At 68.4% G+C, this 16948-nt stretch carries 15 protein-coding genes; 4 read left to right on the top strand and 11 right to left on the bottom strand.

The features are described from left to right. Positions 1 to 2: 2 nt before the first annotated feature. Entirely contained in the window at positions 3 to 959 is a 957-nt protein-coding gene (locus tag ACFU4Z_RS30460; protein ID WP_379069820.1) for a metallophosphoesterase family protein, read from the bottom strand. 343 nt (positions 960 to 1302) lie between these two features. Between ACFU4Z_RS30460 and ACFU4Z_RS30455 the strand changes: the two genes are divergently transcribed. Beyond that, a complete protein-coding gene (locus ACFU4Z_RS30455) occupies positions 1303 to 1455 on the top strand; it encodes a hypothetical protein (RefSeq protein WP_379069817.1) in 153 nt (50 codons plus the stop codon). A gap of 243 nt (positions 1456 to 1698) precedes the next feature. Here ACFU4Z_RS30455 and ACFU4Z_RS30450 read toward each other — a convergent pair whose 3' ends face one another. Both ACFU4Z_RS30450 and ACFU4Z_RS30445 read right to left on the bottom strand, forming a co-directional pair. Further along, positions 1699 to 4281: an Ig-like domain repeat protein gene (locus tag ACFU4Z_RS30450; protein WP_379069814.1), complete on the bottom strand. Its 2583-nt coding sequence runs from the start codon at positions 4279 to 4281 to the stop codon at positions 1699 to 1701. 8 nt (positions 4282 to 4289) lie between these two features. Further along, positions 4290 to 5972 (bottom strand): Hsp70 family protein, encoded by a 1683-nt coding sequence (locus ACFU4Z_RS30445; RefSeq protein WP_379069811.1) that lies wholly within the window; start codon positions 5970 to 5972, stop codon positions 4290 to 4292. A 104-nt stretch (positions 5973 to 6076) separates the two neighbouring features. Here ACFU4Z_RS30445 and ACFU4Z_RS30440 point away from each other — a divergent pair, with 104 nt between their 5' ends. Next, complete coding sequence (locus ACFU4Z_RS30440) at positions 6077 to 6568, top strand: nucleotide exchange factor GrpE (protein WP_379069808.1); 492 nt, start codon at positions 6077 to 6079, stop codon at positions 6566 to 6568. A gap of 204 nt (positions 6569 to 6772) precedes the next feature. Here the strand turns inward: ACFU4Z_RS30440 and ACFU4Z_RS30435 are convergent, their stop codons facing one another. The 8 genes from ACFU4Z_RS30435 to rimP all read right to left on the bottom strand — a co-directional run bounded on the left by ACFU4Z_RS30435 (position 6773) and on the right by rimP (position 15408). Then, complete coding sequence (locus ACFU4Z_RS30435; RefSeq protein ID WP_379069805.1) at positions 6773 to 8185, bottom strand: MATE family efflux transporter; 1413 nt, start codon at positions 8183 to 8185, stop codon at positions 6773 to 6775. 4 nt (positions 8186 to 8189) lie between these two features. After that, positions 8190 to 9206, bottom strand: a complete 1017-nt coding sequence (locus ACFU4Z_RS30430) for a bifunctional oligoribonuclease/PAP phosphatase NrnA (RefSeq protein ID WP_379069802.1) — start codon at positions 9204 to 9206, stop codon at positions 8190 to 8192. 13 nt (positions 9207 to 9219) lie between these two features. After that, the gene (gene rbfA / locus ACFU4Z_RS30425) at positions 9220 to 9663 is read right to left on the bottom strand and encodes a 30S ribosome-binding factor RbfA (protein WP_379069800.1); all 444 of its coding nucleotides are present in this window, start codon (positions 9661 to 9663) and stop codon (positions 9220 to 9222) included. Positions 9664 to 9689: 26 nt separating this feature from the next. After that, entirely contained in the window at positions 9690 to 9980 is a 291-nt protein-coding gene (locus tag ACFU4Z_RS30420; RefSeq protein ID WP_379069798.1) for a DUF503 domain-containing protein, read from the bottom strand. A gap of 117 nt (positions 9981 to 10097) precedes the next feature. Continuing rightward, positions 10098 to 13142, bottom strand: coding sequence for a translation initiation factor IF-2 (gene infB / locus ACFU4Z_RS30415; RefSeq protein WP_379069796.1), 3045 nt, complete (start codon positions 13140 to 13142; stop codon positions 10098 to 10100). A gap of 108 nt (positions 13143 to 13250) precedes the next feature. After that, a complete protein-coding gene (locus ACFU4Z_RS30410) occupies positions 13251 to 13586 on the bottom strand; it encodes a YlxR family protein (protein ID WP_379070064.1) in 336 nt (111 codons plus the stop codon). Between the two features lie 146 nt (positions 13587 to 13732). Next, positions 13733 to 14761 carry a transcription termination factor NusA gene (gene nusA / locus ACFU4Z_RS30405; protein WP_366527416.1) on the bottom strand — a complete coding sequence of 343 codons (1029 nt, stop codon included), beginning with the start codon at positions 14759 to 14761 and terminating at the stop codon, positions 13733 to 13735. Next, positions 14758 to 15408, bottom strand: a complete 651-nt coding sequence (gene rimP / locus ACFU4Z_RS30400; RefSeq protein WP_379069794.1) for a ribosome maturation factor RimP — start codon at positions 15406 to 15408, stop codon at positions 14758 to 14760. Before rimP ends, nusA begins: the two co-directional genes overlap by 4 nt. Before the next feature lie 191 nt (positions 15409 to 15599). Between rimP and ACFU4Z_RS30395 the strand changes: the two genes are divergently transcribed. Continuing rightward, the gene (locus tag ACFU4Z_RS30395) at positions 15600 to 16226 is read left to right on the top strand and encodes a hypothetical protein (RefSeq protein WP_379069791.1); all 627 of its coding nucleotides are present in this window, start codon (positions 15600 to 15602) and stop codon (positions 16224 to 16226) included. Beyond that, on the top strand, positions 16223 to 16657 hold the full coding sequence (locus tag ACFU4Z_RS30390; RefSeq protein WP_379069788.1) for a ferritin-like domain-containing protein: 435 nt from the start codon (positions 16223 to 16225) through the stop codon (positions 16655 to 16657). The genes ACFU4Z_RS30395 and ACFU4Z_RS30390 overlap by 4 nt, the downstream gene beginning before the upstream one ends. Positions 16658 to 16948: the final 291 nt, after the last annotated feature.

Genomic DNA, 16948 nt, shown 5'->3' with positions numbered 1-16948 from the left:
AGTCAGACTCCGCGGCGACGTTCTGCTTTGCTCCGCATTTCGGCGGCGGCCGCTTCCATTTCCGGCGTGACCTTGAAATGGCCGCCCCATGTGTTGAGTGAACCCGGCGGGTACTCCGGGGCAGGCAGGATCTGGCGCAGCAGGCGGTCGGGCAGGCCGCGACGCTGCCATTCGCGGGGGTAACCGAGGGAGACCTCTTCGAATCGGACGCCGTCGTAGTAGGAGGTGCGCGGGATGTGCAGGTGGCCGTAGACCGAGCACACCACGTTGTAGCGGGTGTGCCAGTCGGCGGTCAGGTCGGTGCCGCACCATAGGGCGAACTCTGGGTAGAACAGCACGTCGGTGGGTTGGCGAACCAGCGGGAAGTGGTTGATCATCACCAACGGTGTGCCGGGCGCGAGTGCGTCCAGCTTGCGCTGCGTGACCTGGACGCGGGCGTGGCACCAGGCGTCGCGGGTCGCGAACGGGTCCGGCGACAGCAAGAACTCGTCGGTCGCCACGACGTTGCGGTCGCGGGCGACGGCCAGTCCCTCTGCCTTCGTGGTAGTCCCGGCGGGCAGCCACGAGTAGTCGTAGAGCAGGAACATCGGGGCCAAGGTCACCCGTCCGCCGTGCTCCTGTGCGCCCGCGCCTTCCCACACCGGGAACGGATCCTCCGGCGTGAGCACGTCGAGATCGCGGCAGATCGATACCAGATAGTCATATCGCGCCGCACCGTGCATCTGGACCGGGTCCTTTGCCGTGGTCCACAATTCGTGGTTGCCCGGCACCCAGATCACCTTCGCGAACCGGCCGCGCAACAGCTCGAGCGTCCACCGGATGTCGTCGCTCTTCTCCCCCACGTCCCCGGCGACGATCAACCAGTCCTCCGGCGAATCCGCCCTGATCTCCTCGACCACCGGACGATTCCCCTGGTGGCCGACATGAACGTCGCTCACCGCCATCAACTTGGGTATCACCACACCTACATTGGCACAGCCACACCAGTCTCCGCCCGCCGACCCGCTCCCTCGCGCACCACTCACCACAGGCAACCCGCGCTCAGCACAGACCACAGCGCGCTCGCCACACGCGGCGTGCTGGTTCTGATCGTGAATCTCGGCGGCGTCCGGTCGCGAATTTCGGCACCACTGCCGTCCGCGCCCTACCCGGTCGGCCTCCCGCGGCGCTGGCGCCGGGGCCGAGAGCGAAGACGCTGTCCACCAGGTGTACCCCGATCCGCTGGTCCTTCCGGAAGTTGCCTAACTGCGGTTCGCCTGGGATGAGTACCGCCAGCAGCTGAAAGACAATCCCGCGCTCGTCTTGGACGGGTTCGATGTCGACTTCGCGCCGGACGAGCACCACAACGCAAACATCGGCGGATTCACCCACACCATCACGTCGACTCAGCTGGTCGCCGACCCCGTCGTCCGCGGAGTACGTGGACGGCCGGACATTTCGCTGGTCGACCGCTGACGATTATCCGTTTACTGGGGTGGCATGCCGGGCTGGTCGTTGGACCCGATCACGCACCCGCCGCCCTCGCTGAGCGACGGAGAAGCCCCGCCTTCTCAGCCGCGCAGGGAACTCTATCGCCGCGGCGGCGAGCCGCTTGATGGAATCAACAGCTCCGGGCGGATGGTCGGCGGATACGGCATCAGTGAATTGCCACCAGCGTCAGCCGCAGCGACCACGCCCGACGCCGGTTGCGAAAACTCGCTAGCGTTCCCAGTGGATTCGGGCTGTGCCTGCGAAACCTGTTGCGACAGTCAGTTTTCCCGTGGCTTCGCGACGGCATGACGCGATCGCGATGTGGCAGGGGCGGTCGATATCCTCGGGGATGCGAACGCCGCCGTCGATCTCGTAGCGCATATTGGTGACCTTCCACGCGCGGGCGCACGGGTCGTCCGGGGTGCTCGGCGGTTCGTCGGCGCGGATGACAACCATCACTTCGGTAACACCACTCGGCCAGGTGAACACCAGCAGGCCGTTTTGCTCGGCCAAGCCCATGACAGTGGGGATCCCGCCGGGACCGGGATCATCGTGCCGGCGGGCGGGATCGTCCTGTGCCTGCGCACGATCGCCGCCGGAGCGCCCGCTATCGGCCTGCGGATACTCGTGTTCGTCCGGCGAGGACATCCGCTCGCCCTGCGAGTCACCGCCATCGCTCTGCGGATGCCCCGGCTGGAACGGCGAGGTCGCACCATGACTCGGCAAATTTCCGCGACCATCGGGCGAGAACTCACCATCTCGCGCACGATGCGAATGGCGGTCATCGCCCATGTGGGGCACAGCATCGTCGGACGATGACGCAGCAGCTCCCGGCGAATCGCCAGGATCGCCCTGCGAGGGCACGGCATGGACCTCGGGACAGGTCTGCGCCGGTATCGAATCCTCCAGCGAAGGTTGCGACAGTGAGAGTGGTTGCTCACCAAGAGGTTTCGGGGACTCCCCGACGAAATGCGGAGTGGATGCGGTGTCGGATCGAGTGATCTCCGAGTACTTCCCGGCGACTGCGGCGGCTACCGCATAGACGGACAGCCGGCCTGCCGGTGCGCCGCCGTCTTCGAGTTCGGTGGCTCGGGTGCGGCCGACTACGCGCCAGGAGCCGTCCGGCTGCAGGCGGGTCACTCGGTAATCGACTGTGGCAGTCGACGATGGTGACCAGACCACCAGGACCGATCCGGTCGCGGTCCGGGTGGCCTCGACACGGGCCGGCGCCTCGACAGGGGTCTCCGCGAGCGCGGCTGCTGCGCCTTCATGGTCGGCGCAGATGGCTTTGGCGTCGAGCAGACCGCGCAGCATGGCGTCGGCGGGGCCATCCTGTGCTGCGGCGACGAGCCGGTCCGCTTCGGCGATCGCCGCCCGTGCTTCGGCGAGTAGTTCGTCGAGGGTGCGACCCTGCTGTGGGGGCAGGACGTCGGAGGCGGTGCGCTGCAAGGACTCCAGGTGCGGCACGGCCTCGACGTATCGCTTCGCCGTGCACGCCGCGCTCGCGTTGCGCCACTGTGTGGCGGCCGCCGCGAGCACCCGATCCACTTCGTCGGCGACCGACCTGATGGGTGTCAGGCCGTTATCATCGGCGCCGAGGAGCCGACGTGCCTGCGCGACCTGACGCGCCGCTTCGCTCGGGCGTCCGGCTCGCAACGCCGCGCGTGCCGCCTTCAACGGCGTCTCCCATTGCCGAGGCGCAGCCGTTGCCGGTCGATTCGGCGGCGTACCCGACGTCGATGCTGTGCGCGGCGGGGTTGCGGTCGTGCCACGCGGCGCGGTTCTCGGCAGCGTGGCACCGGAGGTCGTAGGCGTTCGCGAGGGCGGCGCGCCGTGCGACGAATCCTCCACAACGGCACCGAGTTCCGCGGCGAGCCCGGTGAGCAGCCGGGCGGCGTCGGCGCGGGCGAGCCCCAACGCGACAGCCTCGTCGACGAGATACTGGAAATCCGCACCGACGAGCTCGTCTTCGACAAGCACCGCGGCCCTGACCTTCGGGCGAAGCTCGGCGGCGACATCCTCGGCCACCGCGCGCCGGTATTCCGCGACGGCAGCGTCACCGGACTCGAGCACGTCGTGAACGTGAATCAGCAGTTCGTCCAGCACCACTCGAACCCGGCCCGGCGGCAGTTCCCGAGACCGGGCGCGCAATGCCTCGGCGCGCGGCCGAATCTCCCGAGTGTGGCCCGCCTTCGTGGAATCCACTCGCAGCAGGGCGAACAAGGTCGGTGTCGGCCGTCCCTCCACCAGCCGCTCCCACTCGGCGAGCAGTTGGCGGATCTGCCGCCTGCGCTGGTCGGTGAGCACGCTGGGAGCGGCGGGTTCGGCGTCGGCGATGACTCGGTGCCTGCGCATCCGCGTCGCAACCTCCGCGGCAGTGAGCCCGCCCATCGCGCCGATCTCGGTCAGTCCCTCGACTTTTCCGGCCGGTACGCCGCCGTGGCGCTGCACCAAGCGGGATATCGCGGTATCGAGCATGCCGTATCGGTCCGCGTCGCGCTGGGCACGCAGCGCACGCACCCGCGCCGCCTCGGCCCGCCGCGCTTGCGAGTCGAGCACCAGCCCCGACAACGTGGAGTGCGCATCGACAAGCAGCCCCACCAGCACCCGGTACTTCGGATGATCGCGCTGACGCTGCCAGAAACCCCACACCTCGGCGACGTGTGCGGCCACCTCGGCATCGCTCAGAGTGTCTGCTTCCGCCAGCGGAATGTCGTAGAGCTCGAACGGATCCGAGTGCTCGATACCGCCGCTACGCTCGACCCCGGCGAGAACACGCTTGCGATAGTCGTTCGGGTCGAAGGCCTCCATCCGCGGACTCAGCTACTGCGACGGCGCGAACGCTGGACCTGATCCAGCTCACGCTCCACGTCGGCTTGTGACAATGTCGCCCCGGTCTGGGTCGACAGGACCAACGGAATGTCGGCGTCGATGTGATGGGCGGTCACGTGCAGCACGCCGTCGAAACCCATTTCGAAGGTCACTCGCACCTCGCTGCCTTCGGGATACCCGGGCGGAATCCCCCGAATGCGACCCTCTATCAGTACTTTCGTGTCCTCGGGCCGCATCGACGCCGCCTGCCCCTGCTGCTCGACCACGGTCAGGGCGATCTCGTCCTGGTCCGGGCGGATCGTGCCGAAGGACCGCCGCACCCGCACCGGCAACGTCTGATTCCGGTCGACCAGCCAGGTCGCGGCCAGCCCGTACCGTTGGTCCAGCGCGAGCACGCCGAATCCGCGGGAGACGACGGTGTCGACCTGAATTTCCAGCATTCGGCGCACCAGGCTCACCGGCTGCCCGAACGACGCGGCGACCCGTCCGATCGCATTGTCCAGATCCTGTTGCGGCGCATCCCGGATGCCCGCTCCGACGCGGAGCCTGCCTCTGGTCACCAGGTCGGCGATGATCAGGCGCTCCATCTCGAGCTTCTCCCCGTACAGCGCGGCGCCGCGTGCCACCGACAGATCGGGATCGCGCAGTTCGCCCGCCAGCCCCAGCTCCCGTTGAAGTTCACGCTCCACCATGGGCATTCGGGACGAGCCGCCGACCAGCAGCAAGCGGTCGACGGCCGAGACGCCGCGCTTGCCCGCCGCGACCAAGCAGTCGCGGGTGAGGTCCATCGTGCGCCGCATCAGTGAAGCGGTCATGGTCTCGACGTCGTCGCGGGCCAGCGAGATGACGGCCCTTGCGCCGTCGTGGGCGACCACCACATCGGTGTGGTCGGCGTCGGTCAACTCACGCTTGGCCCGTTCGGCGGCCAGCACCAGCATCTGCGATCCCGCCGAATCATCCAGCGGGTCTTCGGCATCCGGATTGGCCGCGCAGAATTGCTGCGACAGATACAGGGCGATCCGCTCGTCCCAATCGGCGCCGCCGAGCTGATGATCGCCCTCGACCGCGAGCACCGAGATGCGGCGATCGGCGAGCTCGATGACGGTGGCATCGAATGTGCCGCCGCCGAGGTCGTAGACGAGCACGGTCTCGCGCGCCGGGTGCTTATCGACATCCGCACTGCCGTCGAGCCGTCCGAACCCGTAGGACAGCGCCGCGGCGATCGGCTCCGACAGCACGCCGGCGACATCGAGGCCGCCGTAGGTGCCCGCCTGGATCGTCGCGCGACGCTCCTCGTCACCGAAATAGGCGGGGACGGTGATGACGACACGTTTGACCGGATCGCCACCACCGAATTCGGCATCGGAGGCAAGGCTTTTCAAGATCAGCGCCGATACCGCGGGCGCCGACCAGGTCTTCCCGTGCGCCGCGAATCGCCACTCGGTGTCGCCCATACGGCGTTTAACCAACGCGCACACATGTTCCGGATCCAGCCGGGCCTGCCGCCGTGCGCCTTCACCGACGAGATAATCGTTCGCGGACGCGAACAGCACCACCGAGGGAACCGTCGAGTCGCCGGTCATCCCGACCATGATTTCGGGTCGGCCGTCGACGTCGATCCGCGCGATGGCCGAGTTCGTGGTGCCCAGGTCGATGCCGTAAACCCCCATGAGACGCGATGGTAGCAGTCGGATCCGACCGATTCCCAGCCACGCATACCGCCGAATCCTGCTGGCGCCCAACCTGATCTATCAGGTCCGGTTATGGTGCGAATATGACGGAACCAGCCGCCCGGTCGGTCGAAGATCCGGAGACCACGATCGATCAGCTCGCCGAGCGCATCGAGGACCTGTCCCGCGTGATCGCCCGCCAGGCCGTGACCATCGAGCGCATGGTCGACGCAGCCAAGGCACGCGCCGATCGGGACCGTGCGGGAGCCGATCTTCCCTTGGTCGTCGAACTGTTCGCTCTGCATGCCGACACCGCCGCCTGCGCCGCCACCGCGCAGTCCCCCCGCGAACGTGATGCCTTCGACGCCATTGCCGCTCGCGTCGAGCGCCTCATCGTCGGCCGCGGCGGATCCCTCGTCACACCCCGCCCCGACTCACCCTTCGACGCGCTCACCATGGAGGCGTCCGACGTCGCGGACACCGACGACCCGGCAGCGGATCGCACCGTCGACGGACTGATCCAACCCGGCCTCACCGTCTCCGGCCGCTCCATTCGCCCCGCAACGGTGGTCGTCCGGCGCTACGTCGAGCGCTGACCGACCCAGCCGACGGGGCAGCGCCTTGTCTTCCGTCCGAGGGATTACTCCGGTCGACGCATCCACCGCCAGTAGACCACGCTGGAAACCGGCCGTCCGGTACCCGAGTTGCGGAAGGCCGAGCCGGGTACCCCGCCCCGCTCAGACAGCGCGGAGAGGTGAGCTCGCCCCCAACCGCGGGGCGCGCCGGCGAGTCTTCCAGACTCAGGCGTCCGCGCGGCCCCGGCCGGGAATTTCCGTGCCGACCTGCGCCCATCGGCCCGACTCGGCCCGCCGGACCACGGCGATCAACCGCAGCAGCATGAATCCGACAAGGCCGGACCAGATCCCGGCGAGGCCCCAGTCGAAAACCAGCGATAGCCAAATCGCGGGCAGGAAGCCGAGCAGTGCCGCGCCGAGGGTAGTGGTACGCAGGTAGGCGGCGTCGCCCGCGCCGAGCAGGACGCCGTCGAGCGCGAAGACGATGCCGGCGACCGGGATGATGGCGACGAAGAACCACCACGCGACGTGGGTGCGGTCGAGCACGGCGGGGTCGTCGGTGAAAAGCTTCGGTATCACTACGACGCCCGCGCCGAAGAACGCCGCCAAGATCAATGCGAAGAGCTCCGACCAGCGAGTGATGCGACGTCCCAGGCTGCGTGCCCCCCGTGCGTCGCCTGCGCCGAGCGCGGCTCCGACCAGGGTTTGCGCGGCGATCGCGAGCGAATCCAGCGTCAAGGCGAGGAAATTCCAGAGTTGCAGCACCAATTGGTGGGCGGCGACGGAGGCTGCGCCGAATCGGGCGGCGACGGCGGCCGCCGAGACGAAACAGGCTTGGAAGGCGAGACTGCGGACGATCAGGTCGCGACCGAGCACCAGCTGAGCACGCATAACCGACCAGTGCGGAGCGAGCGAAATACGTTCGTGCACCAGAGCACTGAGGAACAACGCGGCCGTCACGGCCTGCCCGGCGACATTGGCTACAGCGGATCCTGGCAGCTCGAGGCGTGGTGCACCGAGCAGCCCGTGCACCAGTACCGGGCACAGCACACCCGAAACCGACAGCCCGGCAACGACGAACAATAACGGCCGACGGGTCTCCTGCACCCCACGCAGCCACCCGTTGCCCGCCATCGAAATCAGGATCAGTGGCACGCCGAACAACGCGATCCGCACCCAGAGCAGCGCCTCCGCCGCGATATCCCCACCGCCGGCGATCACGTTCGTCAGCGCAATCGCGAACACCTGCACCGCTATGACGATCAGCGCCCCCAATATGACGGCGATCCACGTCGCCTGCACACCCTCGGCCACCGCCCCGCGCTCGTCCCCCGCACCATGCCTGCGGGCAGCACGCGCGGTGGTGCCGTAGGACAAGAAGGTCAGCTGCGAACTCGCCTGAGCCAGAATCAATCCCCCGACCGCAAGCCCGGCCAGCGCCAATGCCCCGAGCCGCCCGACCACCGCAAGGTCGAACAGCAGATAGATCGGTTCGGCGACGAGCACTCCCAGCGTCGGCACCGCAAGTCCGAGAATCCGCCTCGGCCCGGCATTCAGCGCCGGATCAGCGGGCTCCGGCGGTGCGGCGACCACGATGGACTCGTGCCCAGCATCCCCGCCGAGGTCCGCAGTGCTCATCCGCTCACCCGAGAGCGGCCAGCAGTGCCGCGACGATGGATTCGGGGGTGCCGTTGGTGGTGTAACCGGCGGCGAAGCGATGTCCGCCGCCACCAAGAGCCGTTGCTATCGCCGCCACGTCGACGCCGTCGGCGGCGCCGGGTGCGGTGTCGCGGGAACGCAGCGACACGGTCCAGCGCTCCTGGATGGTGCGTGACTCCTTGAAGACCGCGGCAACGCCCGCTTCGGCGGTGGTGCGGACAATGTCGACGACACTCTCCGCTTCTTCCGAGCTGACCTCGGCCACATCGGCGCGACGCACGAACGCGTACACCAGGCCCGTGCCGCCATTCGCCGCGGGCACCAACTGCGCGGAGCCCAGGACGCGCGACAGCATCGGCAGCCAGTTGAACGGGTGGGTGTCCATCAGCGTGCGGGCGATCTCCGCACCGTCGATGCCGGTGGCCAGCAGTCGCTCGGCCAAACGGTGTGTGCCGGGCCGAACCCAGCGGAACGAGCCGGTGTCGGTGACCAGTCCGGCGTAAAGGCAGTGCGCCACTTCGGGATCGATCGGCACCTGCCATGCGTCGAGCAACCGGACCAGCACGCTGGTCGTCGACTCGGCGTTCGGATCGACCACATTGACAGTCCCGAACCTGGTGTTGGATCGGTGATGATCGAGCACCAGTGTCGTTGCGGCACCGGACAATCGGTCGACCAAAGCGCCGAGCCTGCCCGCGCTGCCGCAGTCCACGGCCACGAGCAGGTCCACTGCGCGGGGTACCTGGTCCGGCGCGACCAAATGATGGGCGCCCGGCAACGACCGCATCGAAACGGGCAACTCGGCCGGTTCGGCGAACGACACCCACACAGGAACGCCGCGACGATGCAGTACCAACGCCAATGCCAGCCCGCTGCCGATGGTGTCGGCATCGGGCTGCACGTGGCACAGGATGGTGACCGAGCGTGCGGCCGTCAATGCCGCGACGGCCGCATCGAGATCAGCCGCGCCGAGACCGACCGCTTCGGGCATCGTCGTCATCGTTTACCGCAAGTCACTCGTCGGTGTCGCGTTCGACCTTGTACGGATCGGACTCGCCTGCGTGGGTAGCGGTGGCCGCCACCTTCGCCACCTCTTCGTCGGCGGCTCTGGCCTTGGCCAGCAATGCCTCCATGTCCGCAGCCACCTCGGGCACCTTGTCGAGCACAAAGGCCAGCGTCGGGGTGAACTTCACCCCGGTGCCTGCGCCCACCTTCGAACGCAGCACGCCCTTCGCCTTTTCCAGGCCCATGGCCGCGCCCTCGTAATCGGGTTCGACGTCCAAGCTTTCGCCCAGCACCGTGTAGTACACCTTGGCGTCCCGCAGATCCGGGGAGACCTTGGCGTCGGTGATGGTCACGAAATTCAGGCGCGGGTCCTTCACCTCGTACTCGATCGCGGTCGCCACGATCGCGGAAATCCGCTTGGCGAGTCGGCGTGCCCTGGCTTGATCCACCATGGCTGAACCCTCCTCACATTAAATCGTCAGTCTTCGGGTCCGAAGATCCTGCGGCGCACTGCCAGCAACTCTAACTCCGGACGGGCGGCAACGTGCCGCTCACATTTATCGAGCACCTCGGTCAGGTGATCCATTCCGGAACTGACCATGGCGACTCCCAGCAACGACCGGCGATGCCGGTCGTGTTCTCCGCCTTCGACGGCACTCACCCCGAAGCGTTGCAACTCGGCCAGGACCGGCCGGATCACCGAACGCTTCTCCTTCAGCGAATGCACATCACCGAGCAGGATGTCGAACTCCAGTGCACCGAGGTACACGCACACCTCTTCAGTGTCGAGCTTCTTCAGTATCGAGACGACAGCACCGTCAGGTCGCGCCCACCCTAGCCCCGGCTTTCGCCGGGGTGACGGGCGGGCGCGACGCTGACGCGGCTATCAGTCGCGCGGCTTCTCGCGCAGCTCGTAGGCCTCGATGATGTCGCCTTCCTTGATGTCGGAGTAGGTGACGGTCATACCGCATTCGAAGCCCTCGCGGACCTCGGCGGCGTCATCCTTCTCACGCTTCAGGGAGGAGATCGTCATCGTCTCGGCGACCACCACGTTGTCACGCAGCAGCCTGGCCTTCGCATTGCGCTTGACCGAACCGGAGGTGACCATGCAGCCGGCGATGTTGCCGATCTTGGAGGACCGGAAGATCGCGCGGATCTCGGCGCGACCCAGCTCGACCTCTTCGTAGATCGGCTTGAGCATGCCCTTCAGGGCCTTCTCGATCTCATCGATGGCCTGGTAGATCACCGAGTAGTACCGGATGTCCACGCCTTCGCGATTGGCCAACTCGGTCGCCTTGCCCTCGGCACGGACGTTGAACCCGATGATGATCGCGTTCGACGCCGACGCCAGGTTGACGTTGGTTTCGGTGACACCACCGACACCGCGGTCGATGACCCGCAGACGAACCTCGTCGTCCACCTGGATACCGAGCAGCGCCTCTTCGAGGGCCTCGACGGTACCGGAGTTGTCGCCCTTGAGGATCAGGTTCAGCTCCGAAGTCTCCTTCAGTGCGGCATCCAGATCTTCCAGGCTGATCCGCTTGCGGCTGCGCGCGGCCAGTGCGTTGCGCTTGCGCGCATTGCGGCGGTCGGCGATCTGACGTGCGATGCGGTCCTCGTCGACAACCAGGAGGTTGTCACCGGCGCCCGGCACCGACGTGAAGCCGATGACCTGGACCGGTCGCGACGGCAGCGCCGCGACGACATCCTCACCGTGCTCGTCGACCATGCGACGGACGCGACCGTAGGCGTCGCCCGCCACGATCGAGTCGCCGACACGCAGCGTGCCGCGCTGGATGAGCACGGTCGCCACCGGACCACGGCCGCGGTCGAGGTGCGCCTCGATGGCGACACCCTGGGCGTCCATGTCCGGGTTGGCCCGCAGGTCCAGCGACGCGTCCGCGGTCAGCACGACCGCTTCCAGCAGTGCCTCGATGTTGGTGCCCTGCTTGGCGGAGATGTTGACGAACATGGTGTCGCCGCCGTACTCCTCGGTCACCAGACCGTATTCGGTCAGCTGCTGCCGGATCTTGTCCGGGTTCGCGCCTTCCTTGTCGATCTTGTTGACCGCCACCACGATCGGCACGTCGGCCGCTTGGGCGTGGTTGATCGCTTCCACCGTCTGCGGCATGACGCCGTCGTCGGCCGCGACCACCAGGATCGCGATGTCGGTGGCCTTCGCACCACGGGCACGCATGGCGGTGAACGCCTCGTGACCCGGGGTGTCGATGAAGGTGATCAGTCGGTCTTCGTCGTTGACGTGCGTCAGCACCTGGTAGGCGCCGATGTGCTGGGTGATGCCACCGGCCTCGCCCTCACGGACATTGGCCTTACGGATCGTGTCGAGCAGTCGGGTCTTACCGTGGTCGACGTGACCCATGACGGTCACCACCGGCGGCCTGATCTGCAGGTCGTCCTCGCCACCCTCGTCCTCGCCGTAGGTGAGGTCGAAGCTTTCGAGCAGCTCGCGATCCTCGTCCTCCGGGCTGACGACGTGCACGACGTAGTTCATCTCGCTGCCGAGCAGCTCGAGGGTCTCGTCGTTCACCGACTGGGTAGCGGTGACCATTTCGCCGAGGTTGAACAGCGCCTGGACCAGCGAGGCCGGGTTGGCGTCGATCTTCTCCGCGAAGTCCGACAGCGAGGCGCCGCGGGCGAGACGGATGATCTCGCCGTTGCCGCGCGGCAGCCGCACGCCGCCGACGGCGGGCGCCTGCATGTTCTCGTACTCGGCGCGCTTCGCCCGCTTCGACTTGCGGCCACGACGGACCGCGCCGCCGGGACGACCGAACGCACCGGCTGCGCCACCACGGCCACCGGGTCCACCGGGACGACCACCGCCGCCACCGGGACGACCGCGGAAACCGCCCGCCGCGGGGGCACCCGCACCGGCACCGGGCGCACCCGTGCCGCCACCGCCACCGCCGGGACCGCCGCGGTAGCCACCGCCACCGCCACCGCCACCGCCGGGACGACCGCCGGGTCCACCCGGACGACCGCCGGGACCGCCCGGACGACCGGCGCCCGCGCCGCCGCCCGGACCCGGACGGGCCGAACGAGCAGGCATGGCACCGGGATTCGGGCGCGGCGGCATCGAGCCGGGGCTCGGCCGCGGTCCACCGGGACGGGGACCGCCCTGACCGGCGGCCGGACGGGGACCGCCCTGACCGGGAGCCGGACGGGCGCCGCCCTGCGCGGGCGCGCCGGGACGCGGGCCGTGCCCGGGACCCGGGCGAGGACCGCCCTGGCCGGGGGCAGGACGCGGCGCGGGACGCTCACGCTCGGGAGCCGAGGAATACGGATTATTGCCGACCCGAGGGGTCTTGGGGCCGGGCTTCGGGCCGCCCGCGGGACCACCGGGACGCGGGCCGGAGCCCTGCGCGGGGGCGCCGGGGCGCTGTTGCTGCGGCTGAGCGGGACGCGGACCACCCGGGGTCGGGCGCGGACCGGCGGGAGCCGGAGCGGCCTTCGCCGCGGGCGCCGACTGTGCGGCGTCCTGAACCGGCGCGGATTCGCGCGCGACCGGTGCCGCGGGAGCCGGCTTCACAGCCGGACCGGGGCGCACCGCGTCGGCGACACGCTCGGCGGGCCGGGCCGCAGGCTCAGCGGTTTCCCGCGCGGCCGGAGCCGCGGGGGTGGCTGCCGGAGCCGGAGCCGGAGTACGTGGACCCGGACGCGGGCCACCCGGCGTGGGCTTGGCGGCCGGACGGGCCGTCGACGCCGATCCCGGACGCGCCTCGGACTTGGCTGCTCCATTGGCCGGTGCGGACTTCGCCGCCACCGACTCGCGCAGCCGACGTGCGACAGGTGCTTCCACTGTCGAGGACGCCGACTTCACGAACTCGCCCTGCTCCTTGAGCTTTGCGAGTAGTTCTTTGCTTGTGACACCGAGTTCTTTGGCCAACTCGTGCACGCGGGCCTTGCCTGCCACTGCTCTCCTCACTGAGAGGTCGAGCAGTGCCTCCGCCTAGGGAAGGCGGGCCCGCACGACCTCGGGTTATCTCCGATGGACGTTCATCGTTGGTGCTTCACGGTGTGCTCATGAGTGCTCGTGCCTGTTCTCGAGGTACTTCTCCAGGGCTGAGATATCCAGATGTCCGGACACTCGTAGTGCTCTGCCGAATGCTCGGCGTCGCTCTGCTGCGGTCAAACAAACCGAAACGGGGTGCAACCAGGCACCCCGTCCGGGAAGTCTGCGCTGTGGATCGGGAACGATCGCAAAAGCATGAGAACCATTTGTGCCGGTCTCACATTCCCGCGCCACGATCCGCAACAGGTCGACGGCCAACTCGCGCTTCCGGCATCCGATGCAAGTCCGCACCGGAGCCGCCGGACGCTGGGGCGTCGCTGGCTGCTGACTGGTGCGTTCGGGCAAAGAAACCGAAGGCTCGCGTTGAACCTGAGACCACTCTACCGCTGCACCGGCCGGATCACCGAACCCCGCCCCCGCGGAAGTTACCAACATGTCATCCGGAGCATCCGGTGCCGGGGCCATACGCGGCTCATCGCGAGCGGTTCCGGTCAACTTCGATGCGCTTCCGTTCGCACACTGCCGCCCATGTCAGGGGCCGCATCGCTGCGGATATCGATGCGCCAGCCGGTCAAACGGGCGGCCAGGCGAGCGTTCTGCCCTTCCTTGCCGATCGCCAGCGAGAGCTGGAAGTCCGGCACCACGACCCGCGCAGCGCGCGCCTCAGCATCGACGATGGTGACCGATACCACCTTGGACGGTGAGAGCGCATTGCCGACGAAAGTCGCCGGGTCGTCCGCGTAATCGATGATGTCGATCTTCTCGCCTGCCAGCTCGCTCATCACGTTGCGCACGCGCTGCCCCATCGGGCCGATACAGGCGCCCTTGGCGTTGACTCCCGGCACGGTGGTGCGCACCGCGATCTTGGAGCGGTGCCCGGCCTCACGAGCCACCGCGACAATCTCCACCGAGCCGTCGGCGATCTCGGGAACCTCGAGCGCGAACAGTCGGCGCACCAGATTCGGGTGCGTCCGCGACAGCGTGATCTGCGGGCCGCGCGGGCCGCGCGAGACGCCGACGACATAGCACTTGATCCGGTCGCCGTGCTCGTAGGTTTCGCCTGGCACCTGCTCGGCGGGCGGGATCAAGCCCTCGGTCCCGTGCATCTCGCTGCCGATGCGCACCACGATGGTGCCGCGGGCGTTGGCGCGCGCGTCGCGCTGCACGACGCCGCCGACGATGTCGCCCTCATGGGTGGCGAACTCGCCGAAGGACTTCTCGTTCTCCGCATCGCGCAACCGCTGCAACACCACCTGGCGTGCGGTGGTCGCGGCGATCCGGCCGAATCCCTCTGGGGTGTCGTCCCATTCGGAAATCATGTTGCCGTCGGCGTCGACCTCCATGGCCATCACCCGCACGACGCCGGTCTTCTGGTTGATGTCGATGCGCGCGTTGGGCTGGTGGCCCTCGGTGTGCCGGTAGGCGGTGAGCAATGCCGACTCGATCGCGGAGATCACGGTCTCGATCGAGATCCCCTTGTCGGCGACAATCGCGCGCAGGGCTTCGATTTCGATGTTCATTCCACGATCCCTTCGGTCGGCGAATCGGACGCTGTTACTGATTCGGACAATGCATCGGTCGTTCCTAGAACTTCTTCTTCCTGTCCCGGCCGCGGACGGCCGGGGACGACTCCGCCCGCAAGCTCGAGCTCACGCGCACCGGGCGGCGAGAACTCGACCTGGACGACGGCTTCGGCGATGTCGGCGAGCGCGACGCCGACCCGATGCGGGTTGCGTTTGCCGCCGAGCACCAGCGCCACCGTGCCGTCGGTGAGCGCACCGACCCTGGCTTCGAACTTGTCCGATCCACCCGAATCAGGGGCGGGCACCCCGGGTCGTAGCGAGATCCGCACTTTACGCCCACGGGCGCGACGCCAGTGCCGGTCGACGGTGAGCGGGCGATCGATGCCGGGTGTGGTGACCTCCAGCAAGTACTCCGTCTCGCCGAAATCGCCTGCCTCGTCGAGGTGCTCGGAGAGTTCCCTGCTGAGTTCCGCGATGGTGTCCAGATCCGCGGCGTCGTCGCTGTCGACGATCACCTTCACCCGAGCCTGCGCTTCCGCGTGCTTGCCGGCCGTCGAAATCTCGACGCCCTCGAGGTCGAATCCTCGGCGTTCGACGAGTCCAGCAACCAGCTGGCTCAGCCTTTCCTCGGTCGGCATCGGCATGTGGGGCGGCTCCTGGTTCAGTTGTGACGTGGCGGGAAAATTCTCTACCGAAGGTCTAGCGTAACGCGCCACGAGAGTGTAAAGGACCAGCGGCCTGAGGCAAGTTTCCTGCGCCTGCGGCGGCCGGCCTCCGGCGAACAGACCCGTCGACGGTGGTCGGGGGCACCGCGCGAATCTGGCACGATAGTGCCGTGCCCATCCGCCATCCCGCCCCGCCGCGCGCCGGGTGTACCTCCGGCATCGCCATCGACCGGCACGGTTGCGTGGACCGCTCATCGGCCGGTCACCGCGTGACGGTGGACCGGCGCACCGCGTTGCGCATCGCTGGTGGCGGCACGGTCGGCGCGTTCATGCTCGGCGCGGCGATCGGATGCACCGACGACACGGTCTACGAGCCTGATCCGCTTGCCGCACAAGAGGTCCTGGCCCGCGCCGACGCCGCAGCGGCGACCGCGGCGATCGTGCTCACGCCGCAGCGGCACGCCGCGCTGACCACGATCGCGAGCGAACGCACCGAGCACGCCGACGCCTTGCGGGCCGAGATCAACCGGGTGATCGGGGTCTTCGGCGACGGCACCACCCCCACGCATCGCACCCGTTCGATGGACACCCCGACCGACACGGGCTCGGCACCGGCGGCGTCGGGTGCGGCCGTCCCACCCGTCGCACCTCCGACGATCGATCAGTTGCGTGATCGTCTCGCCGCGTCCCAGCAGTCCGCCGCCGATCTTGCGCGCACCCTCTCGGGTTACCGGGCAGGGTTGCTGGCCTCCATCAGCGCGGCCTGCGCGACCGAGGCGGGAGTGCTGCTGGCATGACCGACGCCGAGCGCATTGCCCTGATCGACGCGCTGAACGCCGAATACGCGGCGGTATACGCCTACGGCGTGATCGACGCCTACGCCGCCACCGAACGCGACCGGCTCGTCACCCAATACACCGCCGCGCACCGAGCCCGCCGCGACAGCACCGTCGAGGCCCTGACCGCGGCGGGCACCACCGCACCGCCACCGGATGCCGCCTACACGGCCCCGTTCCCGGTCGACGACCCGATCCCAGCGGCCAACCTCGCGGTGACCGTGGAGACCGACTGCGCGGTCGCGTGGCGGTGCGTGGTCGAACGCGCCGACACCGAACTCGTCCGCCGGATGGGCATCGAAGCGCTCACCGAATCGGCTCTGCGCCAAGCCACTTGGCAGACGATCCTCGGCGCCAGCCCCCCGACAGTCGCCTTTCCCGGCATGGTGTGACGTCGGTCGGCCGGTCCCGCCCACAGCGCGTTCCGACGCGTGGGACCGGCGCAGACCGCAGACGCCCGCGGGCAGAACAGACAGCCGCGGGCTTTTCTGATCCGGCTTGTTTGCGGGTCCCCGCACGTGGTGCAGCGTCCCGATCGAGACCGCGGCCGGTTCGCCGGCACAGGGGTAAAACGGGATCGGGCGACCTCCTCCCACGTCCGCCCAATCCCTCGAGTAGCCGTGTAAACCGGCGCCATTTGTACGCGCCCGGGGATGACCCCACCCCGATCCCTAACCGGGCGA

Source organism: Nocardia sp. NPDC057440, assembly GCF_042802915.1.
Lineage (GTDB): Bacteria > Actinomycetota > Actinomycetes > Mycobacteriales > Mycobacteriaceae > Nocardia.
This window is presented reverse-complemented; position numbering and strand designations above follow the sequence as displayed.

Bases quoted from the DNA above. Each gene is read 5' to 3' on its own strand.
- ACFU4Z_RS30430 (WP_379069802.1), bottom strand. From the start codon at position 9,206: ATGACGACGATGCCCGAAGCGGTCGGTCTCGGCGCGGCTGATCTCGAT.
- rbfA (WP_379069800.1), bottom strand. From the start codon at position 9,663: ATGGTGGATCAAGCCAGGGCACGCCGACTCGCCAAGCGGATTTCCGCG.
- ACFU4Z_RS30445 (WP_379069811.1), bottom strand. From the start codon at position 5,972: ATGGGGGTTTACGGCATCGACCTGGGCACCACGAACTCGGCCATCGCG.
- ACFU4Z_RS30390 (WP_379069788.1), top strand. From the start codon at position 16,223: ATGACCGACGCCGAGCGCATTGCCCTGATCGACGCGCTGAACGCCGAA.
- ACFU4Z_RS30435 (WP_379069805.1), bottom strand. From the start codon at position 8,185: ATGAGCACTGCGGACCTCGGCGGGGATGCTGGGCACGAGTCCATCGTG.
- ACFU4Z_RS30450 (WP_379069814.1), bottom strand. From the start codon at position 4,281: ATGGAGGCCTTCGACCCGAACGACTATCGCAAGCGTGTTCTCGCCGGG.
- rimP (WP_379069794.1), bottom strand. From the start codon at position 15,408: ATGCCGATGCCGACCGAGGAAAGGCTGAGCCAGCTGGTTGCTGGACTC.
- nusA (WP_366527416.1), bottom strand. From the start codon at position 14,761: ATGAACATCGAAATCGAAGCCCTGCGCGCGATTGTCGCCGACAAGGGG.
- ACFU4Z_RS30440 (WP_379069808.1), top strand. From the start codon at position 6,077: ATGACGGAACCAGCCGCCCGGTCGGTCGAAGATCCGGAGACCACGATC.